This is a genomic window from Fibrobacter sp. (assembly GCF_017551775.1).
GTDB lineage: Bacteria > Fibrobacterota > Fibrobacteria > Fibrobacterales > Fibrobacteraceae > Fibrobacter.
In genome coordinates, this window is sequence record NZ_JAFZKX010000101.1 from 1 (window position 1) to 24,260 (window position 24,260).

Annotated in this window: 17 protein-coding genes and 1 tRNA gene; 7 read left to right on the top strand and 11 right to left on the bottom strand. The window is 55.9% G+C overall.

Annotation, left to right across the window (positions count from 1 at the left end):
* Nucleotides 1–19 precede the first annotated feature (19 nt).
* A tRNA-Ser gene (locus tag IK012_RS11990) sits at nt 20–108 on the bottom strand.
* A gap of 123 nt (nt 109–231) precedes the next feature.
* Between IK012_RS11990 and IK012_RS11995 the strand changes: the two genes are divergently transcribed.
* The 3 genes from IK012_RS11995 to IK012_RS12005 are packed head-to-tail and all read left to right on the top strand — an operon-like array spanning nt 232 to nt 5,685.
* Nucleotides 232–3,603 carry a transglycosylase domain-containing protein gene (locus tag IK012_RS11995; protein WP_290954937.1) on the top strand — a complete coding sequence of 1,124 codons (3,372 nt, stop codon included), beginning with the start codon at nt 232–234 and terminating at the stop codon, nt 3,601–3,603.
* A gap of 58 nt (nt 3,604–3,661) precedes the next feature.
* Nucleotides 3,662–4,912, top strand: coding sequence for a hypothetical protein (locus tag IK012_RS12000; protein WP_290954939.1), 1,251 nt, complete (start codon nt 3,662–3,664; stop codon nt 4,910–4,912).
* Nucleotides 4,909–5,685, top strand: coding sequence for a sulfite exporter TauE/SafE family protein (locus IK012_RS12005; RefSeq protein ID WP_290954941.1), 777 nt, complete (start codon nt 4,909–4,911; stop codon nt 5,683–5,685). Before IK012_RS12000 ends, IK012_RS12005 begins: the two co-directional genes overlap by 4 nt.
* A gap of 34 nt (nt 5,686–5,719) precedes the next feature.
* Here the strand turns inward: IK012_RS12005 and IK012_RS12010 are convergent, their stop codons facing one another.
* The 9 genes from IK012_RS12010 to IK012_RS12050 form a co-directional block, all read right to left on the bottom strand.
* The gene (locus IK012_RS12010; RefSeq protein WP_290954943.1) at nt 5,720–6,301 is read right to left on the bottom strand and encodes a hypothetical protein; all 582 of its coding nucleotides are present in this window, start codon (nt 6,299–6,301) and stop codon (nt 5,720–5,722) included.
* 579 nt (nt 6,302–6,880) lie between these two features.
* Complete coding sequence (locus tag IK012_RS12015; RefSeq protein WP_290954945.1) at nt 6,881–8,047, bottom strand: ribose-phosphate pyrophosphokinase; 1,167 nt, start codon at nt 8,045–8,047, stop codon at nt 6,881–6,883.
* Nucleotides 8,048–8,134: 87 nt separating this feature from the next.
* Nucleotides 8,135–9,436: a metallophosphoesterase gene (locus IK012_RS12020; protein WP_290954947.1), complete on the bottom strand. Its 1,302-nt coding sequence runs from the start codon at nt 9,434–9,436 to the stop codon at nt 8,135–8,137.
* Nucleotides 9,436–10,065 carry a dTMP kinase gene (gene tmk / locus IK012_RS12025; protein WP_290954949.1) on the bottom strand — a complete coding sequence of 210 codons (630 nt, stop codon included), beginning with the start codon at nt 10,063–10,065 and terminating at the stop codon, nt 9,436–9,438. Before tmk ends, IK012_RS12020 begins: the two co-directional genes overlap by 1 nt.
* 25 nt (nt 10,066–10,090) lie before the next feature.
* Complete coding sequence (locus IK012_RS12030; protein ID WP_290954951.1) at nt 10,091–11,524, bottom strand: hypothetical protein; 1,434 nt, start codon at nt 11,522–11,524, stop codon at nt 10,091–10,093.
* Nucleotides 11,525–11,551: 27 nt separating this feature from the next.
* Entirely contained in the window at nt 11,552–13,138 is a 1,587-nt protein-coding gene (locus IK012_RS12035; protein WP_290954953.1) for a hypothetical protein, read from the bottom strand.
* A 17-nt stretch (nt 13,139–13,155) separates the two neighbouring features.
* Nucleotides 13,156–16,098, bottom strand: coding sequence for a preprotein translocase subunit SecA (secA, locus tag IK012_RS12040; protein WP_290954955.1), 2,943 nt, complete (start codon nt 16,096–16,098; stop codon nt 13,156–13,158).
* A gap of 161 nt (nt 16,099–16,259) precedes the next feature.
* Nucleotides 16,260–16,469 (bottom strand): hypothetical protein, encoded by a 210-nt coding sequence (locus IK012_RS12045; RefSeq protein ID WP_290954957.1) that lies wholly within the window; start codon nt 16,467–16,469, stop codon nt 16,260–16,262.
* A 200-nt stretch (nt 16,470–16,669) separates the two neighbouring features.
* On the bottom strand, nt 16,670–17,509 hold the full coding sequence (locus IK012_RS12050) for a hypothetical protein (protein ID WP_290954959.1): 840 nt from the start codon (nt 17,507–17,509) through the stop codon (nt 16,670–16,672).
* A gap of 321 nt (nt 17,510–17,830) precedes the next feature.
* On the opposite strand from IK012_RS12050, the gene IK012_RS12055 reads away from it, so the two are divergent.
* From IK012_RS12055 to IK012_RS12070, 4 genes are all read left to right on the top strand, one after another.
* Nucleotides 17,831–19,312 (top strand): histidine-type phosphatase, encoded by a 1,482-nt coding sequence (locus tag IK012_RS12055; RefSeq protein ID WP_290954960.1) that lies wholly within the window; start codon nt 17,831–17,833, stop codon nt 19,310–19,312.
* A gap of 6 nt (nt 19,313–19,318) precedes the next feature.
* Nucleotides 19,319–20,353: a tetratricopeptide repeat protein gene (locus tag IK012_RS12060; RefSeq protein WP_290954962.1), complete on the top strand. Its 1,035-nt coding sequence runs from the start codon at nt 19,319–19,321 to the stop codon at nt 20,351–20,353.
* Between the two features lie 138 nt (nt 20,354–20,491).
* The gene (locus tag IK012_RS12065; protein WP_290954963.1) at nt 20,492–20,797 is read left to right on the top strand and encodes a hypothetical protein; all 306 of its coding nucleotides are present in this window, start codon (nt 20,492–20,494) and stop codon (nt 20,795–20,797) included.
* Nucleotides 20,798–20,806: 9 nt separating this feature from the next.
* Nucleotides 20,807–22,480 (top strand): hypothetical protein, encoded by a 1,674-nt coding sequence (locus tag IK012_RS12070; RefSeq protein WP_290954965.1) that lies wholly within the window; start codon nt 20,807–20,809, stop codon nt 22,478–22,480.
* Nucleotides 22,481–22,539: 59 nt separating this feature from the next.
* Here IK012_RS12070 and IK012_RS12075 read toward each other — a convergent pair whose 3' ends face one another.
* A complete protein-coding gene (locus IK012_RS12075) occupies nt 22,540–24,255 on the bottom strand; it encodes a hypothetical protein (protein ID WP_290954967.1) in 1,716 nt (571 codons plus the stop codon).
* Between the last annotated feature and the right edge of the window lie 5 nt (nt 24,256–24,260).

Below are 24,260 nucleotides of genomic sequence, written 5' to 3' on the forward strand. Positions count from 1 at the left end.
CTCCGGGGGACCTTTGCAGCGGGAAGAGCGAGATTCGAACTCGCGATAGGATTAAGTCCTATACGTCCTTAGCAGGGACGCGCCTTCGGCCAACTCGGCCATCTTCCCATCTTGGGGACACTAATTTTACTTAATTTTGGCTTTTTTTTCAAGGGGTCGACAGCAAAAAATGCTAAATTCAAGCATATAAACAGACTCTGCGCAACCCGCAGGGCCCTTTTGGTGATTTTTATGGCAAACGCAAAAAGAAAACAAACGAAATCGGCCCCGACTCCCTTTCCGATAAAAGTTCTCAAGATATTGGCGGCTTTTGCGCTGGTCGGCATCATCTGCTGCATCCCCGCGTACATTTTCGTATTCAAAATCCTCCCCGAACGCGACCCCGACAACCAGTTCAACCGCGACACCATCCTGCAGGTGCTCTCCGGCGAGACCCGCGTGTACTACAACGACGGCAACGAACTGCTCGGAGCATTCTTCGACGCCAACCACCGCCTGTACGTGCCCTACGGCGACATCCCGAAGGACATCGTTAACGCGCTTATCGCCGCCGAAGACGCGGGCTACTGGAACCACAACGGGTTCAGCATGCAGGGATTCCTCCGCGCGATGCTCGCAAACATCAAGAGCGGCCACATGCGCCAGGGCGGCTCCACGCTCACGCAGCAGACGGCCAAGAACGTGCTCGGGCGCGAAGAACGCAGCATCAAGGCGAAGTGGAAGGAACTCATCAACGCGCTGCGCCTCGAAAAGCACTTCAGCAAGGAAGACATCCTGGAATTCTACCTGAACCAGTTCCACGTATCGGGAACGGGCAAGGGCGTGGCCATCGCGGCCCAGTACTTCTTCGACAAGGAACTCAAGGACCTCTCGCTCGCCGAATGCGCATTCATCGCAGGCTCGGTGAAGGGCCCGTTCAACTACGACCCGTTCATCCAGCGCACCGAGGAACGCAAGGAAAAGGCGCTCAAGCGCGGTGAAGAACGCCTGCGCTACGTGCTCGGCCGCATGGTCGATGAAGGCTATATCGACCAGGAACAGATGAACGACGCGCTTTCCGAACCGCTGCACTTCAAGCACGGCAACTTCCGCTTCAGCGTGTCGACGACGCTCGAAAGGATCGACGAGAAGCTCTCCAGCGAATTCTACCAGAAGCTCTTCGAACAGCACGACATCAGCGACTGGCGCAAGGCCCAGCTCGAAATCGTGACCACCCTCGACGCGAGGAGCCAGGACGCGGCCAAGCGCGCCCTCCAGAACAACATCAGCAACCTCCAGATGCAGCTCGGCGGATTCGTGCTCCCGAAGGCGCAGTACGCGAACAAGGCGGTGAGCGCCCGCAAGGGTGACTACCTCTACGGCGCGGTCGACACGGTAATCCACAGCGAGAAGGGCGAACTCAAGGCGCTGCGCCTCTCCTTCGGGCAGCTGAAGGGCGAAGTGGGCGAACAGTCGCTCAAGGAATTCGGCAAGCAGGTCGGCAAGGACCCCGCCGCCGTACTCGGGAACCAGATGAAGAAGGGCGCCATCCTCCTGGTGAGCATCCTCGACGAGAAAAAGGTGAACGGATTCATCCCGTGCAAGATCGAGACGGAACCCGTACTCCAGGGCGGTCTCGTGGCCATAAGGAACGGCAAGGTCGTCGCATCGCAGGGCGGCTTCCACAATACGGACTTCGACCGCAGCTTCAAGGCTCTCCGCCAGCTCGGTTCCAGCTGGAAGCCCATCCTTTACGCGCTCGCGCTCAAGCACAAGTGGAACTACATGAACATCCTCGAGAACGACTTCAACGTGTTCCAACACGTGAACCAGTTCTACTACCCGCGACCGGACCACAAGAACAAGGGCGACCTCGTGAGCATCGCGTGGGCGGCGACGCGTTCCGAAAACATCGCAAGCATCTGGCTTTTGGACCACCTGCTCGACAAGCTCTCGCAAGAAGAATTCAATTCCGTCGCGCAGGAGAACGGGTTCGCCCGCAACAGCGACGAAGACAGCAAGGCATACTTCGAGAGGCTGCGCGACAAGTTCGGCCTCACCATGAAGGAAGGCGTAAAGCGCGAAATCGAGTTCACGAGGGCGCAATACGCGCTCGCCGCGCAGTACGAATCCGAAGAGAAGTACGAACGCGCCATCGACGTGCTGGACCTGCGCGTCGGCACCTACAACGACATCGCGATGAAGCAGGCGAAAAAAGACGAGAAGACGCGCGCTTTCGTCGGGCACAACTTCAAGAACTATTCCGAAATCCTCCACAAGCGCGAAGTGCAGGAACTCGACCCGGACCTCTCCGAAGCGCTCCCGCCGCTCGATTCGGTGAAGCTGTTCCGCAACTTCACGCTGGGCGACGTGAAACGCCTCACCGTGATGATGGCGCAGGTCGACCCCGAAAGCGACTACCTCGACGAGACGCACCTGCGTTACTGGCCGGATTTCCGCCGCTCGCTCGCCATGGCGGAGTACGCGCGGTTCGCACATGAAATCGGCATCAACCAGAAACTGCAGAAAGTGTTCAGCATGCCGCTCGGCGTAAACGAGATTACGCTCGCCGAAATCAGCACCGCCTACCAGTCCATCCTCACGGGCAAGGTGTTCAAGTGCAAGGACGGCGAATGGAACGAACCGTGCTTCATCAAGGAAATCAAAAAAGACGGACAGTCCATCTTCAAGAACTCCGTGGAATCGAAGGTCATCCTCGATTCTCTCATCACCTCGCAGATGGGCGCCATGCTGCGCTCTGTGTTCGTGAACGGTACCGCGCGCAGCCAGGTGAACGCGCTTACCGTCGTCAGTTCCGACAAGAGCACCAGCCTGCGCTACCCGGCGCTCGGCAAGACGGGTACCACGAACGACTACAGGAACGTGGCGTTCCTGGGCGCCATCCCGACGTACGTTTCCGAAAAGGAAGGCATCGCGCTCGATTCCGTGGTGGCCATCGGAAGCTACGTGGGCTTCGACAACAACAAGCCGCTCCGTTCGGGCAGGACGCGCATAGCGGGCGCCTCGGGCGGCCTTCCGCAGTGGGCCGCATTCGCGAAGGAAGAAATTGAAATCCTCGGGACTCCGGAATACATCGACTTCTTCGACATCTCGATGCTTGCCGAAGGCGAAGTCCCGCTCCACCTCGCGAACGAACGCGGGCAGATTACCGTCGACCCGATGTCGGGCTTCTACATCGCGGACGCATCGCAGGGAAGGCCGTTGCCGTACATCGAGGCACCGGGCTTCGTGCCCCCGCAGGTGCAGGAGAAGGCGGCAGAAACGATTGCGACGGAAGGCATCATGACGAGCATGCCCATCCCGAACGCGGCAAACGGCACGCTTGAAAACGGCGAAGCGCCTTCCGCTCAGGCAGGCACGCAGGCCGCAGAAGCCGCACCCGCAGGCAGCGAGCAGGCAGCCGCAACGCAGAATGCAGAACAGGCAGGCACGACCGCCGATGCACCCAGCGCCCAGGCGGCACCTACCGCGCCCGCAGCGGCACCGGCCACAACGACACCCGCACCTGCCGAACCGAAGGCAGCGGCGATGCCCAAGGACGACGACTGGGATCTGCCTGCCGGAATGGACGGCGGCGCATTCGTGCCCATCGAGGCGGAATAACGCTCGCGTCTTCCTGAGCTAGGGAAATTCAAAAGTCAAGAAAGCAGAAGAACTGAATATGAACATGAAATTCTTGAACAAGACCCTTCTGATGGCGGCGGCAACGTTCGCGCTCGCCGCATGTGCGGGGAACGCTCCCGCCCCCGCGACCGACGTGCAGCCAGAGGCTAGCGCACCGGCAAGCGACGCGGGCACGGCCCCCGAACAATCGGGCGACGCAACCCAGCCCCAAAAGCAGGATGCCGCACCGGCCGAACCCCAGGCAACCTCCGACAACCAGGCGGTCGCCTTCGACTCGCAGCCGCTCGATTCCTACCGCCTGAATACGCCCGACAACATCCCCGTCGCCAATACGGATACGATTCCCACGACCGAGCAGCCGGTTCCCGCACGCACGCGGGCGCCCGACCCCTACACCGCCTTCCCGGCGCTCGCCGCCCAGGTATTCGCCTACGCCGATTCGCTGTACGCGGCCGGCCTCACCGATTCCGCAAGCGCCTATCTCGAACGCTTCCGCATCATCAAGCCGCTCTGGAGCACGTGGGTAGCCCGCGTCGATTCCCTGCTGAACATGTTCGGCAAGTTCCGCGCCGAAAAGGCCAAGGCGTTCGAACCGCTCGTTTTGCAGATTCAGAACATGATCCGCGCGCAGTCCGCCTACAGCATGGTGGCAGAAACCGCTGACAGCCTCATGGCGCTCGCCCCGGGCGATTCGCTCGTAAGGTGGGCCCAGCAGCAGAAGGCCACCGCCTACAAGATTACGCTTACCAAGGCCAAGAAGGAATACGCCTCCATCAAGGCGCTCGCCGACGACCAGGCGCAATTCTCCGAGGCGCTCAACAAGGCGAACGCATTCCTGCTCCGCTACCGCGATTTTGAAAACGACCTGCATATCCAGGCGCTCATCGACTACATCGCGGGCCTTTCCGCCGCGAACGATTCCGAAGCAGCCAAATACTGGGAATCGCACGACCCCGCCGAGGCGCTCGCGAAGGCCGATGAACTCATAAAGAATTCCAAGTACGCCAAAGCGAAGGAAATCCTGAACAAGCTGAAATCCAGCAAGCTCCGCAAGGAAGCGAACGAAAAGTACCAGGAACTGGCCAACACCTTCTGCAACGCTCAGCGCAAAGCGACATCGCAAATCTTCACGAAGGCGCAAAAGCAGAAGGATGACGCCAAGAAAAAGAAACTGCTGCAAGACGCCATCGCCCCGCTCGACAAGTGCCTCGGCGAATATCCGGAATACGGGCAAAAGCAGAAGGTGCTCGACAACAAGCAGTTCCTCGAAAAGGAAATCGCGAAATGATAGACGCCACGTGGTGGGCGTATGCGCAGTATCCCGCCTTCTTTATTCTCGGCGCCATCGTAAGCCTCATCAACAGCATCGCGGGCGGCGGTTCCACGCTTAGCCTGCCCATCATGATTTTCCTCGGCATGCCCGCGACCGTCGCGAACGGCACCAACCGAATCGGGCTTATCATCGGGAACTGCAGCAGCGCCTTCAACCTGATGAAGCACGGCTACCTCAACAAGAAAATCTTCTTGCAGTTGCTTATCCCCACCATCGTCGGGACGTGCATCGGCGTGTGCTTTCTCGTCCACATCGGCGACCGCGCCTTCCAAGCGATACTCGCCTGCGTCATCTGTCTCGTGGTCGTGATGAGCAACCTGCGCAAGGACATCCTCGGCAAGCCCCCTGCAACCCCGCCTGAAAAACTCACGTGGAAAGGTGCCGTCGGGTTCGCGATGATTTCTATATACGGCTGCATCGTGCAGGTGGGCGTGGGCTTCGTACAAATCTTTGCACTCACGCGCTACACCGGGCTTGAACCCATCCGCGTGAACGCCCTCAAGAACGCACTCACCAACGTGTTCCTACTCGTGAGCACCACGGCACTCGGCATCGCGGGCAAAATCAACTGGCCCATCGCCATCGTGATGGCCGCGGGCGCATGGCTCGGCGGCTACTGCGGCAGCTTTTTGCAGCGCAAAAAAGGCAACAAGTTCATCCAACATTTCGTGAGCGCGACAAGCATCGCGATGGCCATCTACCTTGTGGTCGACCTCATCGTCGAGTAAGCAGAATATCGGTAAACAAAAGCCCCAGTTATAACTAGAACGAAATGTCTTTCTTTTGTGAGCAAACAGAGCTATTTGTATAACTAAAAGGGCCCAATACATACCTCGAAACATCCATTTCCAATGGGCAATCCTTACACCATTCTTTTTTTTCTACATAGAAGAACATCTTCACATCTTTATTCAGCCCATTCAGAACTATAAGAGAGTCGGTAACAGAAATTTCGTATGAAGTTCCCCAAGTTGATCTTGCACTTTCAAAATCTTTCGATATATTCAGGCTGTCGTAGCGCATTTGGGTGTAATATTTAGAATTGCAGAAGGATACCTGAAATACATTATTTTCCTTCAGATATATATCTGGTTTGACTATGCATTTCCCATCAGAATCACACAGCTCTATATCGGACGGGTTCTGTAACGAATATGATGCGGTGTCAGGACGGCCTTTTAACAATGAAGTACATCGTTTATCTGTTTTAGCGTACCTATGCCATTCCGACTCAGGAATGTTTTGAGATACTAACCATCCCATTTTAGAAACTAGATCTGAACAAGCGTCTGATGTAGTATGCAGTTCGGCTGTAGAGCCATCAATAAGGACGACTTTATTCACGAAATACCTATAGCCGTAATTTGGAACGGTGTCACCTTTTTCGCGATTAGAACAACCGCAAAAAATCAGGAAAAGACATATCGCAAGAAAAATTTTCCGCATAATCCCAGCACTCCAAACCTCTAGTTACTTTATAAATATACACAAAACTCAATGCAAATTTGCATAACAAAAAAGCGGCCCGTATCAACGAGTCGCTTTGAGAATTTATAATTCTTCCACGAAAATCTTTGCGCAGAAGTTTTCGGTCGGCGTGCAAGTCTGGTTAATGCGAACTAACGAATCGTCTCTGCAAAATTGCAGCAATCTCTAATTAAGCGCGGATGGTCTTACGTGAGCAACAAAGCCCCTGTTATTAAACAGGGGCGTGGTTACGACCTTTGTCCACTTAGCGCTTCAGCGCTTATGTGGACATGGCCACCTTTAGGTGGGAGTGAGCGCCTATCGGAGTAATTTAAATCCAGAATTAAGCGCGAACGGTCTTACGTGAGCAACAAAGCCCCTGTTATTAAACAGGGGCGGTTGCGAGAGTGAGCGCCTACCGGAGTAATTTAAATCCAGAATTAAGCGCGAACGGTCTTAAAAGAATACAGGCGGCCAACGCGGGTTCTTCGAAGACATATCGATCTTGTAGAAGTCCTTCTCGAAGCGGCCATCGTCCATGCCGTACATCTGCATCACGTGGCGAGCAATCCACTTGCCGAGCTTGAGCACGGTGAGCTTCTTGCGGAGGCGGCCCTGGCAGTCGCGGTTCATGATGTCCGGGAGAGTGGACGTCGTGAGGATTTCGTCGATGGCCGGGCTGTTGAGCTTTTCGCGGGCTTCGGCACTGGTGTGGAAGTGCGTAACGCCGAAGCAAACACGGTTCGGGTTGCCCTTCTTGATGTGTTCGCAGCACTGCACGATCGTCGTACCGGTACGGACCATGTCGTCGAACACGATCACGTCCTTGCCTTCGATTTCTTCGATGCTGATGTCGGAAAGTTCCGGGTTGAAGGTCATGCTGATTTCACGTTCACCGGTACGGACCTTGTCCATCACCACGCGCTTGCATTCCGGGAGCTGCAATGCATCGTAAACAGCGTTCATGAACGGGCGGGCGCCCTTGTCCGGGGAGACGATCACGAGGTTGTTGCCGTCCTTGCCGGTCTGCACGAAGTTGCTGCTCTTGATGTAGTGAGCGTAAACGTCAGTCGGAATCAGGTTGTGGAAGTGGCCTTCGAAAATTTCGTTGAAGAGGTTCTGCACCTTGATGCTGTGGTTGTGGACCGTCACCACGGCGTCGACACCGGACTTCTTGAGGAGTTCAGCGTAAAGGAGGCTCGTAAAGGCCTGGCCGTCGAACTTCTTCAAGTCAACATCGGAGCGGTCCTTCTCGAGAGGGCCAATGCGGTGCGGGCCACGGTCCTGGGCGCTGTAGAACAGGTCGGGTTCAACGAGCACCACCTGCTCGGCACCATTGTCCTTAGCGGCGCGGGCCAAAATGCAGTTGCGCATGGCGTAGTCGTTACGGCTGCGTTCATGGTTCGAAACCGAGCAAATCAGGACGATTTTGCCTTCGAGGCGGCGGCCGATATGCTCCATGTCGGCCACATCCAGCATGTAGCGGGGGCAGAATTCGGAGTTGGCGAAAGTCTTCAGGGAGACCACGTCGGAGATGTCTTCACGGAGGCCGATGTACTGGGCCATGTCGATGGCGAACGGGTCATCGGTGAAGTTGCCGGTCACGATAAAACGATCTGACATATTTGCGCCTTGATTTGGGGGTTGAATTTTATGCCCCAAATATAGTCAGTTTCGCCGTCGGTTTCAATGACCTTTTTAAATGTTTTTTTACGGAAGCCGCGTCTCGAAACGCAGGAACCACATCTCGGTATCGCTCCCGACACGCACCGGAGGGCCCCAACTGTCCACCCCGCTGGATACAAGCCACCGGACGGAATCGAGCGTGCCGAACCCGTAAGCGAGGCGCCAGACCCAGTTTATGATGACGGTTCCGGGGAAGAACTGGCCGGCATGCGTATGGCCCGAGAACGCGAAATCCGGCATACGGCCCGAATATTCGGGTTCGATACCCCTCGGCTGGTGGTCCATGAGCAGCCAGGGAAGTCCTTTCACCGCGAGAGTAGCGCGGGAGGTCGAAGACCCGAGTTTTGCCGGATCGAGAAGCGAAAGCGGCATGCGCTCTACCCCGCGGGCAGCCGCCATCTGCAGGTCCGTGCGCCCGGTAATGCAGGCGACCTCCGTGCAGACCGTAGAATCATCCAAGTATACCCAGCCGCTACGCCTCAGGAATCCCGCGATGTCGCTGCCGGCACGCTCCGTGTAGGCCTCGTGATTCCCGCCGACGGCATATGCGCCCACGCGGGCAGCGGCGGCGAATTTTGCGAACAAAGTATCGTAGCCCTGGTTCGTCAATACGGAATCGTGCTCGTCGGCGAAGTCGCCGCCGAAAAGTATCAAGTCGGGCTTGAGGCTGTCGGCCTCGCGCAGCATGCGTTCCACCTTCCCGCGGCAGAAGAGCGGGTCCATGTGGAGGTCGCTGAAGAACAGCACCGTGAAATTCCTGGGCGCGACAGGGACAGAGGAATCTTGCAAGACCTGCGCAGAATCAAACGCAACGGCAGCTGAGTCGTGCGCGACCTGCGCAGAATCAGCCGCGACAGAGGTATCGGGAACGGGAGTGCCCGCGGAATCAACTGCAGCGGAAGAATCGCCCGCAAAAGAACTGCGCGGGCTTTCCACGAGAAGCTGGATTGTCGTATCCCGCAGTTTATAATCCGCATTGTGGAAATAGCCCACAACACACATCACGCCCGTGACCGCGAACGATGCAATGAGCAATACGCGGGCGGCAATAACCGTAGTGCGCTGCGGCATGGGCCTGTGCCCTAGCGCACGGCGACCCAGCCTAAAAATCCACCAGCAAATATACAGGAGCAGCGCTTCGCACAGCCATACCGAAAGGAACGCCTGCCCCACGCACGCCCAGAACATTTCGCGGAATATGAAGCAAACAGGCAGGAGCACCACGAGCGCACCCGCCAGAATGCTACCCTTGTTCCCGGGGGCGACCTGCCGCAAATTCACGAACAGGAAGAGCACTCCGAAAATAAGGATGAAAATGAAAATCACTAAAGCCTCGACTTCACCAACTTATAGATGTCGGCGGAAACTTCTTCTTTAGAGCGGTTCGCATCTACCGCCGCAACGCAGTCGGGGTATTCACGAGCCGCGGCCAGGTACCCCTGGCGCACCCGTTCGAAAAAGTCGGCCTTCTCCTGTTCGAGGCGATCGGGTGCCTCGCCCCGCTTCGCGGTGCGCGCGCGGCTCTGTTCCACCGTCAGGTCGAGCACTACGGTCAGTTCCGGAATGCAGCCGCCGCAGGTAACTTCCGTAAGCTGCTGCACCATGTCGGCGCCAAGCCCGCGGGCGTATCCCTGGTAGGCAAACGTGCTCCACGCAAAACGGTCGGCAATAACGATCTTGCCCGCATCAAGCGCCGGCTGGATGATTTCGTGTATCACCTGAGCGCGGGCGGCATTGTACAGCAAAAGTTCCGCCTTGTCGCTCATGATTCCCTTGAACGCTGGGTCCAGAAGAATCTCGCGGATACGTTCAGAAACTTTCGCCCCGCCCGGTTCGCGAAGCTTCACGACGGAATAACCTTCCGCCTCAAGGGCCGATGCAAGATTCTCGATATGGGTCGACTTACCCGACCCGTCGATACCTTCAAGACAAAAGAATCTCTTCGCTGTTTTCATCTAGGAATCTCTATCGTCTTCAATCTCAATAGCTACTCGGCGGTGCACACATCGCTTTACCGGTCACATTCTCATTTGCCGCATAACAGTTACGGCTTGACGAGCAGCCAGCATTATTATTACCGGATTCTTGGCAATGGCAGGCAATGTTGTCGCCATTACCGTCAAAATCCATAAGCCTGCCACCCTGGCATACGATCAAGTATCCACGCTGTCCGCGTTGTTCGTTAATGCAGTAACGAATCGAATTGTGACATACACCTAGCATTTTTCCGTCCGCATCGCACGAAACGCGAGGATTCCAACTTGAATCCCTTGCGGCCATAGTAGTTGTAAAGGTTTCAACTTTTAGCGAGATTGGATAATATCCTGTTAGCGTTATATTTGCAAACTTATAATCGGAATGATGATTGTATCTCCCTGTGTCCTGTACATATATAGTAGAGTCAGGACAGAAATATTCTCCGTTATCTCCGCAATTTTTGCCTAACATACGGCCTTCTTCATCATATGTATATCCTACCGAATATCTCCCATCGAAAGCACCCCTTACCTCGACCCACGCCCCTTCGTAGCAACGGTACATGACGCCATTGTCAAATTCGTCATTCACGCATTTATGGTCGCCATCCTGGCATTCCCCGCATGAAACGAGTTTCATTAGCCAGTGGGATTTACCGTCATCATCTGTATAATCGCCTACATGAGTGCGCTTGCACGAGTATCCGTTTTCGCATTGCTCGGTCATCATGGTAGAACCGAACCTTCCATTGACGCACTGCGTTACGCGACCGGCACCATCGATGTCGTTGGAGCATTGCTTTTCATAGTTCAGGCATGTCCCGCAACTGTTCCCGTCGCAAGATACGTTGCCGCACGCTTCCTCTATCTTTTTTCCGCCTTCGCACTTCGTGACCGTTCCCTTAAATTTTTCGTCATCAGTACAAGTGCTCACGTTGTTCACGCACTCGCCGCAGCCATTGCCACCCTCGTTACAGGAAACGGATCGGCAACTATATTCGACCTTCCTTCCCTTGATGCAGGCCTTGACGATACCGATTCCCATTCCGTCGTTGGTGCAGACAGCCGGCATGTCGTCTTCCGTGCATTCGATCTTGGACATGTTCATGTCGCAGTCGTCGCCTTTCTCGTTGCAGGCGGCGGTCCTGCAGCTGTATTCAATCAATTTTCCCTTGAGGCAGGTCTTGATGATGCCAATGCCGTCCTCGTTGTTGGTACAAACGTCCGGATCGCCTTCTTTACATTCTTCCACAAAAATACTACTGCTGGACTTTGCCGAAGAACTGGATTTTCCCGAGGAACTCGAGACCAGGTCATCGGAGGATTCGATTTCCGAATCGGTTATGGACTTGACCGAGGAATCGTCGTCACCACAGGCCGCAAAGTATGCGGTCATCAGTACAGCGAAAAGGCTTGCGCATAGAATTCTTGCTTTCATCTCTTTTCCACCTTACCTTGGTTTTGACTAGTTTCCATATTCGTAGTCTGGATCGTCTTCAATTTCAAATCCGGTCTTGTCTTCTGCCCTTGGCGGCTGGCACATTCTCATGCCGGTCACCGCAGTTTGTCCCGCATAGCAGTTAGAACCCGACGAACAGCCACCATTATTATTACCGTATTCCTGGCAATGGCAGGCAATGTTGTCACCGTCGCCGTCAAAATCCATAATCCTGCCGCCCTGGCATACAATCAAGTATCCATTTTTCCCGCGTTCTTCGTTAATGCACAGACGAATCGAATTGTGACATACACCGAGCATTTTTCCGTCCGCATCACACGAAACGCGACTGTTCCAATTTGCATCCTTTGCAGCCATAGTAGTTGTAAAGGTTTGAACTTTTTGCGTGATTGGATAATACCCTGTTAACGTTATATCTGAATACCTACCAAAAGATTTATGATTGTATCTTCCTGTGTCAAGTGTAGTGAATCGCTTGCCGCAAACATAACTCCCATTCTCTAACGTGTCCAATATCAAATAACCGTCATCACCGTACATGCATGTGCTGAATCCATCACTACCATTGATTTCGTGCCACTCTCCTTCGTAGCAACGGTACATGACGCCATTGCCAGAAGGATCATTATCGCATTTAAGTTCACCTTCCAGGCATTCCCCGCACCTGGTAAACTTCATTTGCCAAAAACCTTCCGCGTTCTCGCCCACCTTGGTGCGCTTGCACGAAAATCCGTGTTCGCACGGCTCGGTCATCACAGCACTGGACTGTCCGTTTACACATTGCGATATGACGCCGACTCCATTTTCGTCGTTCTCGCAGGTTTTATCATAGTTCCTGCATGTTCCGCACTTGTCTCCGTCGCAAGACACGTTGCCGCACTTTTTCTCTTGCTTTTTCCCGTTCTCGCATTTGGTGACCGTACCCCTGAAATCCTTGTCGTCGGTACAGGTGCTTACGTTGTTCACACACTCGCCGCAGTCAGTGCCTTCCTCGTTACAGGAAACGGACTGGCAACTGTATTCGATCAGTTGTCCCCTGACGCAAGTCTTGATGATGCCGATGCCCTTCCCGTTATTGGTGCAGACATTCGGAGTGTCTTCCCCGCATTCGTTCCTGGACATGTTCATGTCGCAGTCGTCGCCCTTCTCGTTGCAGCCGGCGGTCCTGCAGCTGTATTCAATCAGCCTTCCCTTGATGCAGGCCTTGATGATGCCGATGCCATCCTTGTTTTCGGTACAGACATCCGGGGTTTCCCCCTCCTTGCATTCATCCGCGTACTTGCTCGTCAGGGAATCGGCTTTGTCCGATCCGCTGCTGCCGGGCTTCACAGAAGAACTTGACTTGTCTGCGCTATCGTCGCTTTCCAAGTCAGTCAATTTTTTCCACGCATTTTCCTGACAAACGTATTTCGCCTTCTCGTCGAGAACATACACGGTGTCCCCTTCATTGAAGGTGCCGCAGGAGTCCAAGTCATCAGCGGAGTCAATCTCCGAGATGGCTACGACCTCTGCCGAAGAATCATCGCCACAGGCAACAAAGTAGGCTAGTACAACTACGGCGAACAGGCCTGCGGAAACGATTCTTCCTTTCATCTCTTTCTTCCTATAGGCTACTCGACGTCCTTGCCGTGGCACTTCTTGTACTTGAGACCGGAACCGCACCAGCACGGGTCATTGCGACCGAGCTTGGGGCCGGCAGCCTGCGCGCGGCGGCGTGCGGCTTCCATGATGGCGGGGTTCGTGTAAGTACGGCGCACCTGGCGGGTACCCGGCAGTGCCGACTGCGGCATGGGCTGACCATCCTGCTGGTCTTCCGAAATCGCGTTCGACTCGGAAGCGGCGGCCTGGCCTGCAAGACCCGCAGCCTTCGCGCCCTCGGCGCTCAACTGCTCGCCTTCCTGGGGCTGTTCGCCACCGGCATTCTGGGCGGCTTCAGCAGCCTTGCGTTCGGCGTCGATCTGTTCCTGCGGCTTGAGCTGCAGCTGGTCCGGCGATACGGTCATGCCGTTCGGGAGCGTGATGCGGATGTTCAAGATGCGCAACATCGTGAGAGTCGCGATCTTCTCGAGGCAGCCTTCGAACAGCTTGAAGCCCTCGTTCTTGTAGACCATCAGCGGGTCCTTCTGGGCGTAACCGTGGAAGCGGATGGAATCCTTCAGCTGGTCCATCGCGTACAGGTGTTCCTTCCAGACCTGGTCGATCGTCATGAGCAAGAAGCGGCGTTCGATGTTGCGGAAATCGGCTTCCGGAATAATCTTCGTGAGCTTGTCGTAACGCGCCTTGCAGAGTCCGATGATTTCGTCGAGAACCTGTTCCGGCGTCTTCTTCATCGCCTGTTCGAGCGTGAGGTTGTATTCCATGCCGAGCGTGCGCTGCAGGTCGGTATGCAGACCTTCGAGGTTCCAGTCTTCGGGGTAGCTCTTCGCGACGATATAGTTGGAGACCTTGATATCGCAGGCGTCCTCGATGCGGTCGAGAATTTCCTGGCGGATGTCTTCACCGTTCAGAATACGGCGGCGGAGCCCGTAAATCACCTTGCGCTGTTCGTTCATCACGTTATCGTAGTCGAGCAAGTGCTTACGGATATCGAAGCTCTGGCCTTCCACGCGGCGCTGTGCGCTGCGGATAGAGCGGGAGACGATCGGGTGCGTAATCACCTCGTCCTCGCCCACGCCGAAGCGGTTCATCAGGTTCTTCACGCTGTCGCCGCCGAAAATGCGCATCAGGTTATCGTCGAGGCTAAGGAAGTACTGGCTGGAGCCCGGGTCGCCCTGACGGCCGGAACGGCCGCGCAGCTGGTTGTCGATACGGCGGGACTCGTGACGTTCGGTGCCAAGCACGTGCAGACCGCCGAGGTCGGTAACTCCGGGGCCAAGGGCGATGTCGGTACCACGACCGGCCATGTTGGTGGCGATGGTGACCTTGCCTTCGTGACCGGCGTACTGGATGATTTCAGCTTCGCGCCCGTGGTTCTTGGCGTTCAAGACTTCGTGCGGGATGCCTTCCTTCTCTAGGAGGCCGTGCAGGTGTTCGGACTTTTCGATGGAAGCCGTACCCACGAGGAGCGGCTGGCCCTTGCCATGGCGTTCCTTGATTTCGGCCACGATGGCGCGCCACTTGGCGTCTTCGCTCTTGTACACCATGTCCTGCAGGTCCTGGCGGATGCAGGGCTTGTTGGTCGGGATGACCCAGGTGTTCATGTTGTAAATCTTGATGAATTCCGTCGCTTCCGTTTCGGCCGTACCGGTCATACCGCTGAGCTTCTTGTACATGCGGAAGTAGTTCTGGAACGTGATGGTGGCAAGCGTCTGGTTCTCGCGGCGGATCTGCACCTTTTCCTTGGCTTCGATAGCCTGGTGCATACCGTTACTGTAACGGCGGCCTTCCATGAGACGGCCCGTGTTCTCGTCCACGATGACGATTTCGCCGTCACGCACGATGTAGTCCACGTCCTTCTCGTACAGGTGCCATGCGCGCAGGGCCTGGTCAATGAAGTGCACCCAGTCGGCATGTTCGCCATAGAGGTTCGTAATCTGGAGGAGGCTTTCGACATGGTTCACGCCCTTCTCGGTGAGCATGATGTACTTGTCCTTCTCGTCGACGCCGAAATCCTTGTTCTTGATGAGCTTCTGGGCGATTTCGTCCGCCTTCGCGTATTTGTCGGTCGCATCTTCGGCAGGGCCGCTGATGATAAGCGGGGTACGAGCTTCGTCGATAAGGATGGAGTCCACTTCGTCAACAATACAGAAGTTGAGCTCGCGCTGCACCAGCTGGGACGGGTCGACCGCCATGTTGTCGCGCAGGTAGTCGAAGCCGAATTCGTTGTTGGTACCGTAGGTCACGTCGCTGCCGTAGCTCACGCGGCGTTCTTCGGAATTGAGGCCATTGACAATCAGGCCCACCGTAAGGCCGAGGAACTTGTACACGAGGCCCATCTGCTTCGCATCACGGCCGGCGAGGTAGTCGTTGACCGTCACCACGTGCACGCCGTGGCCGCTAAGGCCGTTCAGGTAAACCGGCAGGGCAGCGGCGAGGGTCTTACCTTCACCGGTCGCCATTTCAGCAATCGCGCCTTCATGGAGCACGAGGCCGCCGATCATCTGCACGTCGAAAGGCATCATGCGGAACGGCTTCACCGATTCCGGGTAGAGTTCGCGCACCTTCGCGTAGAGGGCGGCGGGCAGGTAGACTTCCCATTCGTTCTTCCCGCTGGCGAGTTCCGCCTTCGCGTTGTTCACCACATCCTGGAGTTCGGGTCCGAGGCGGCTGAAGTCGAAGCCGAATTCCGGCTTGAAGATGTTGAAAATACCGAGCCTGCGGTCACAGGCTTCCTGGCACACCGCAAAGGCGTCGACCTTGATGTCGTCGAGAGTCGAACCGTTTTTCAGTTTTTCGCGGAATTCCGCGCTCTTGGCGGCAAGCGCCGCATCGTCCAGGGCTTCCAGCGCCATGCGGGCGGCATGAATCTTCTCAATAATCGGGCGAAGCTGCTTCACCTTGCGTTCATGGGGTGTACCAAAAACCTTATGGAGGACGGTATCTACTATGCTCATTGTATTCCTTTATAACAGCCGGAAAACCTCCCGGCTACATCATTGATAATTTAACGCATGCGAATTTAGAAAAATATCGGCCGCGAAATCGCGCCTGCACGGCCGAAAACACAGAAAAACGCCCCTCTCGGGCGTATCCAAGCTCCCCACCAGGAAGTTCCTCAAGAATGTCTCAGGCCGTGGCCGCCGTTGTTCGCAAGCCACTTGTCAAAAGCGACTTCCCACGATTTCTTGCGGCGCGCGGGAACGACGCCGTCCTTGCGGCAATGTAAACGCCAGCACGCAAAAGCAAGCGCGATGGCGGCAACAACGGCCAGGCAGGCAAGCTTCACCATCAGCACCGTGATGTCGGAGTCATTTAAGTAGTTCATTTCTAATCCCCAAATTTCAGTTCAAAATATAAGCATGGCCCTCAAGGGCAGTCAAGCAAAAAAACGGGGGTAAGAAAAAAGACTACTTTCGCGAACAATTACTTACGAATCGCGTCACCTCGCCATAAGAAAAGCAGGGAGCTCGCCGAGCGAGCCCCCCACTTTTGGGAGATGAAATATGCAAACTTTTGCGGAAGCAATTACTTGCCGAGCTTTTCCTTAGCTTCCTTGCTGAATTCTTCCATGATCTGGTCGATAGCGTGCTTGTAGGCCTTCACGGACTGCTCTTCCTTGAGGCTTGCGTAACCGCCGTAAACCTTGGCGTTGTAATCACCTTCGATTCTCGCCCAGCCGTTATCGGTGTAGAGCACCTTCTCGCCATTCTTGTTGATGAGCGCCACATTCACGAATACAATCGGGGTCACGTTCCTCGTAACGCCAGTCATCATGCCGGTCTCGTAGTAGAAGAAGTATTCGGCAACGGCGACCGCATCGACACCGAGGGACTCACAAAGCTTGCCGAGGCCGCGAAGGATCGGAGCCTCTATGCGTTCACCGTTAACATACATCATACCACGCGGAGCAATTTTCTCGTAAGCGAGCGGGTACATGCCATCCGGGACAACAAGACGCTGGCCATCGGAACCAAATCTGTCAAAAGCGGCATCGATCTTGACCCAAGTATCCCTATCTTCAAAGAAGGCGCGCACGTCTTCGTTATTGATCACCTGATCGAAGGGAATGACGCTCCAGCCGTTGATACCGTTTAGCGTCTTGGCGAGCGCATTCGCACCATGGGTGATAATTTCGACTTCAGGATTATCGACCACGTCGACCTTTTTCTTGACGGCGTTGCTCACAATCGTGAGGAGTTTTTCCTTCTTGCCCTCACGGACTTCGATATTCTCGTAATCATCGCTACCGGAAACGGTCACAACAGCGATTTTCTTGACGCTATCAATACCGGGCTGTTTGATGTTGACGCCCGCGCAAGAGCAAAGCAATGCGGCAAGCGAGACGAGGAAAGCTAAACGTTTCATTATGTTTCTCCTTAAAAAGTGTTGTACAAACATAAAAAAACTAATTCCACGCCGTTTTTTCTGTAAGCAATTTGTAAGCGGATTTTGAAAAAAACATACCCTCCCACTGCAGCTCTCCAGCCCGACTAACCAACACATTAACTATTATTCAACAATAGCCAGCGATTGTATATTTATCTTTACTAGCAAACGGCGCCAGAACCTCAGCGGAAATACATCTTGGAATAATAATTTATCTCCTGATTATTTTATTCATTTCCATCTCGGTGCCGTCATGCTCTATTGGCAATCCGACAAATCTTTTTTATTAGATTTCGGGATATGCCTCACTTTTTAAACAACCGATTCACAAGCGCAATCGCGCCGGCCGCATTCGCGTTCGCCATCGCGGCACTCCCCGCACAGGCGCAGACGACCGACGCCGAACTCGCGGCACACCCGGAATACACCCTCAGCGGCGCGATGCCGTACCCGGAACCCGGCAAAAACGTCAAGTACGCCAAGGCGCCCGCAGGGTACAAGCCTTTCTATATAAGCCACTACGCCAGGCACGGCAGCCGCTTCCACCACAGCGCCGACGAATACAAATACATCGCCGAAACGCTTGCCAAGGCCGATTCGGCAAACGCGCTTACGCCCCTCGGCAAACAAGTGAACGCACTCGCGCAGACCCTCAAGAGCGAGGCGATGCCCCGTACCGGCGACCTCACGCAGGCGGGCGTGCACCAGCACATGGGAATCGCCAAACGCATGGCCAAGAACTTCCCCGAGGTGTTCAAGGAACGCAAAGCGGGCAACAAGAAAGCCGTCCCGCACGTGAAAGCCTACGCAAGCACCAGCGGGCGCTGCATCGTGAGCATGGCCGCCTTCATCGGGGAACTCCGCGTACAGTTCCCGAAAATCGAACCCGAGCTGGTTTCGGGCAAGAGCTACATGCCCTTCATATGCGCATTCGACTGGGGCAAGCTGGACTACTCCAAGGCGCCCGCCTACATCGCCGAAAGCGACAAGCTCTGGCAAAAGGTGGACCCGAAACCGCTCCTGCAAAAACTTTTCGCCGATACCGCCTACGCCGCCAAGAACATTGACGCGGGCACATTCTACAACAGGCTCCTCGAAATCACCGACCTGTTCCCCGGCATGGATTCCACGCTTGTCGCAAGCGTAGAGAAGGCAGCGAACGCCCCGGTAAGCACGCTACGCGAAATCTACACTCCCGAAGAACGCATCACGCGCTGGAAGGCGCAAAACGCCTGGTGGTACAGCCTGCTCGGCACAAGCCCGCTTATCAACAAGAGCAACGGCACCGACTTCGCGAAGGGTACGCTCCAGAACATCCTCGACGAGGCGGATACGGCGCTTGCAAGCATTGAACCCGTAGCCGCAACGCTGCGCTTCGGGCACGACGCGGGCCTCCTTCCGCTCGCCGCCCTCATGCAGCTGCCCGTCGCTAACGCGAAGGTATCCGACCTCTCGAAACTGCACGAGCAGTGGAACGACTTCAGGGTCATCCCGATGGCCGCGAACATGCAGATCGTGTTCTACCGCAAGGGCGACGGGACCGCAAAACCCGCAGCCGCAAAGGCCGGCGCCACCCCTGACGCAGCCCCTGGCGCAAACGTGCTCGTGAAGGTCCTGTACAACGAAATCGAGCAGGTTCTCCCCGTACCGTGCGGCGCATCAGACCAAAACGCCACCACGGCAAACGACGCTGCAACCAAGCCCGCAAAGCAGAACTGCCCCGCCGCACCGTACTACCGCTGGGAAGATTTCCGCGCCTTCTATTCACAATTCACAAAGTAGGAACTCATGAAACGCATCGCATTATTTATTCTCGCCACCGCGATTCTCGCCCTGGCCGATATGGGCAGCCTCATGACCGAAGGCACCAAGCTCCACGACGAGGGGCAATACGACGCGGCCATCGCCAAATACAAGCAGGCCGAAAAACTCGAACCGAACAACGCGCTTATCAAGTACGAAATCTCCTACTCGTACTACATGAAGCGCGACATGAAGGAGTCGCTTCGCTACATCAAGGCCGCGGCGAAGATCAACAAGGACTTGCGCCTGAACGACGCCATCTACGGCATGATGGGCACCATCTACGACGATTCGAACAAGCCCGATTCCGCCCTCATCGCATACCGCAAGGGAGCATCGTTCAACCAGGATTCCTACCTGCTCCCGTTCAACGCCGCCATCACCTTCCGCCGCATCAACAAACTCGACAGCGCGAAGGTCTGGCTCAAGAAGGCGGTGGCCAACACCAAACTGCACGAGACATCGCACCTGCAGATGTTCGCCGTATCGAGAGAGCTCGGCAACTGGATAGATTTCTACAGCTACGCGATGTACACGCCGCTCATCGCCAAAAAAAGGGAGAACGTTTCCGCCGCAATCTCCGCGCTCTACAACGTCACGAAGAGCCTGGTCAAGTGCAAGAATACGAACTGCGAAACAACCCTCCCCAAGTTCGAAAAGACTTCCGACGAGGACTTCGCGGTCGTAACCACCCTCGCGTTCACGCAGATACTCGATTCCGTGGGGCACCGCCATTACCACGAGAAAGACACCTCCAGCACCCAGCAGATGGAATACCTCATCCACATGCTGCCCAAGGCCATAAAACTCATCGCCGATTTCAAGAATACAAAAAATACCGAGAATACGCTCACGACATTTTACAAAGGCCTCGTGAAGAACAAACTAGAGGAAACCTTTGTCTATATCATCTGCAGGGAAGTGGACTACCCCACATTCGCGAAGTGGAAACTTTCACACAGCGCCGATTACGACAAGTTTTACAAATGGGCAAACGAGGAATACCTTCAAACAAAATAGAAAATAGCCCCAAAGCGAACAATCCGCGTTACACATTTTTCAAAAAGGTGTTAAATTAGTATATACGCGCCCGCAAAGCATCCACGAAGGCGCAGCGAGGACTTTATGAGATTCAAGATGTTCCACCAACTTTTCGCAATGGCAATCGTTGCGGGCGTATTCGCCGGATATGCAAGTGCGGCACCCGCCCAGAACGCAGGCACCACCGACAAAGCCGTCCTGATAGACGAGGCGACTCCCGCGGCTCAGGCCGAACCCTCGGTCGACCAAAAGACCGGAGCGGAGGAACCCACGAATACCAAAACGGAATCGGCAGAAGCCGCGCAGAATTCGACCACATGCGAGCAGGCCGCACCCGAAAAAAAGGGCGGCTTCCCCGTCCTCCCCGTCGTATTCACCGCCATCGGGACAATCGCATTCGTCGTCCTCGCTATAATCTTCTAGGAGCTGAACATGCGCAATATTTTCAAGTCCATCTCCATCGCAATCGTTGCAGCCGCGGCCCTGTCCACCACCGCCGTCGCCGATGAAATTTGTTATAACCTCTGCATGTCGTGCCGCAACACCGAAAGGGCCGAGAACTGCGACAAGATCGAATCCACGTGCAACTGCCCCTTCGTAATCGACAGCGCCAGATCCAAGAACATGGGCGTAGAACTCGGCAAGCGCAAGCTCATCGACGAACTCGTCGCCGGATGCACCAAGACGGTATGCGCTCGCACGCTCACCTTCCAGGACGGCTACTACAAGGGAATTGAAAAAGGCAACACGACGCTCACCCGCTTCGAACTCATCGCCAAGTCGGGCGAAGCCGAACAGAAGGCCATGGGAATGCTGCCCCGCGTCATCAAGGACGCCAACGCGACAATCGATTCGCTCTCCCGTCGCAGGAGCCTGCTGCCCATCGCCCCGATGTCCATGGAATGCACCGAACGCTGCAACGACTGCGCAAGCGGCCTCAAGGTTGAACCCGGAGTGGTATCCGCCGATTCCATCGCCAAGGCCGATTCCGCGCGCAAGGCGTTCTGCCGCATCACCGAGACCTCGTGCCAGTGCAAGCTGCATGCCGACAACACGCTCGAACTCATCGCGCTCGACAAGGAAATCGCGGCCAAGACCGCCGCAGCCGACAGCCTCGTAAAAATCAAGTCCGACCTCCTCCGCGAAGAAATGGCACGCGCCATCGCCGATTCCGTGCAGGCGCGCTGCAACGTGCAGGGCAAGTGCCGCTTCACCGTGACCTACACGAGCAAAGAACTCGCGCTCCTCGAAATGCATGCCGCAGATGACAAGTCCGTACCGGCGCCGGTCGAAACGGCAGCGCCCGCGGAGCCGGCAAAAACGGCAAAGAGCGCTCCCGCCGACACGGCCAAGCCCGAAGCCAAACCCGCGGAAGCACCTGTCGCCGCCGCCGAGCCCGCACCCGCCGCAGAAGCATGCCCGCAGGCCGCAGCCGACGACCCCGCCGTGGAATCCAAGGACGCGAAGAAGAATCGCATCTTCTACAAGGTGACCGAACTCTACTACGGCAACTTCAGGGAACACAGCTACTATGCGAAGGATTACGGCCGCATCAGGAACCTCGACGACGAGACGGGCTACGAAGCCGGAATCAACTACATGCTCCGCTGGTACTTCTACGACGGCGGCGCGATAACCGTCGGTCTCGGCCCCTCGTACCACTACAAAAAATTCACCTACGAATACAAGCCCGACGAAAGGTACAGCATCTACTACCACAACATCGGTGCCGACATTCCCATCTCGTTCAGGCTCGGAGTCCCCGTAATTCCGGTATTCAAGCCGTTCGTGAGCCAGACATTCCACTTCCACAAGCCCATCTTCGAAGTCTACAAGATAGAGACGCCTCCCGAAAACGAAGAAGACGAAGACGCCATGAAGGCGCTCGCGAAAAAATTCGTCGACCTCGGGATGATCGACGGCATCAAGAACCGCTTCAACGGGGCGAAGGACCTCTCGTTCTCCGTATGGCTCGGGTTCGGCCTGCAGATTACGCGCCATTTCTCGGCGGAATACCAGATGAACTTCGGGACGGCTAGCAGCGGACACGCGCACAAGTTCGATTCCGACGGATACTGGCGCATCGTCGTCGACCTCGCGTGGTAACATAATTATGCGGGCGGGGCCCCACCTGCCCGCAATTACTTTGTCTAGATTTCCCGCAATTACTTCTTTCTGAAAACGGTAAGAAGCGCCTTGGCGCGGGTGGCGCCGACGAGCATGCAGCGCTTCCAGTCTTCGCGCTTGAGCGCTTCGGCGGGTTCCTCGAGATCGGTTAGAATCACCGCGGTAGAATCGAGTCCCTTGATGCGGTAGACGCTCACGATATTTACCTTGTCCTTAATCATGGACTTGTCGCCGCTCGTGTTCCACACGATGCGTTCGTCGGTAATGTTCTTGAGTGCCGAGTTCTTGTCGCTCTTCATCGAGACCACGAGGATGTCGGATTCCTTGAGTTTCTTCTTCTTCATGAGCTCGTCGATGCGGGCGCTGAGCATCTGAACCTGCTCGGCGCCATCACCGTACTGCATCTCCTTCACCACGTCGCCTAGCACCGTGTTGTCGAAGGACTGCAGCCTGAACCCGGTATTCTTCTGCACCCATTCAAGGATGCGCTTGGTACTGCGGAACCCGCGGTTCAGCACCATCACGGGCATCGCCTGCACCTGCGCGTTGTCGATGCCGTTGCGGCTCGCGTACAGGCGCTGCGCCGGGTCGTAAAAGAACCGCACTATGCCGCGCTTCTGGTTGTGCAGCAGCCCGATAAAGCAGTCCACCCATTCGCTCGCGAAATCCTGACCCTCGTCGATGATGACCGCGTCGTAAAAAAACTTCTCGCGCTTCTTCTTGTCTTTCGCCAGAACCTTCTGCGCCTTCACGAAGGCCTGCGGAAGTTCCCTGTCGTAGTACTGCGACTTGTCGGCGCCCTTCGCCACCTTCACCTTCGAGGCGCGCACGTATTTTTCGCACCACTCGGAATAGGCGTACACGTCGACGCGCCCGTAGCTCACGCCGCCATCCTGCGCGTACTTCGCCTCCACGCCGATGCGGTCCTTGCTTATTACTTTATCTACATCCTGCTTGAGTTCCGTGGCGAGCAGGTCGTTGTAACATGCGATGGCCACGTTCTTGCCTATGCGCGAAAGCCTGAGCGCATCCCACACCACCATGTGCGACTTTCCGGAACCCGCCACGCCCTCTATGCGCATGCGCGGATTGCGCGAGATGGATTCCATCATCATCTGCTGCATCTCGGTCGCTTCCTGGAAGCAGTTCTCGTAACAGCTCCTGGTAATTTCCGCCTCGTCGGGCTTCTCGCCCTGACCGTCGAGAAAGTTCCTCAGACGGAACAGCGAATCCTCGTCGAGGTACTCGTTGGGGAAAGGCATGTTCCCGAAAGCCTGCACGGGCGTCTCGAGAATTTCAATCAGGCGTTTTTCGAAGCGCTTCGCGTTGAGCAGGTCGGGCCTGAGCAGCGCGCGCTTCCTCGGGATTTCCGCTCCAGGAATTCCTTCCATGATGTCCATGTCGCTGAAGCACACCGCCCACTGCACGCGCACCTTGCGCACCTTCCCGTCGCCCGCGGGTTCCAGGAGTTCCTTCATGTATTCGTGGAGCGGCGCGATGAGCGTACCCACCTGCACGCTCGGCACCTTGGCCGCGGGCATCACGTGGTCGTTCTGGATCCAGTCGGTGCTCTTGGTCTCTTCGTTATACCTTGTCCAAATTTTTCCGCCCTTGCATTCCACGATGAGCATGCCGTGCTCGCGATGGTAAAGAATGCAGTCCACTTCCCTGTTCATCGCGCCGACGGCGCGGCTCTCGAACACGAGATGGCGGTTCATCCACACGTCCCAGCCCGGACCGAGCATTTCGGCCATGCGAA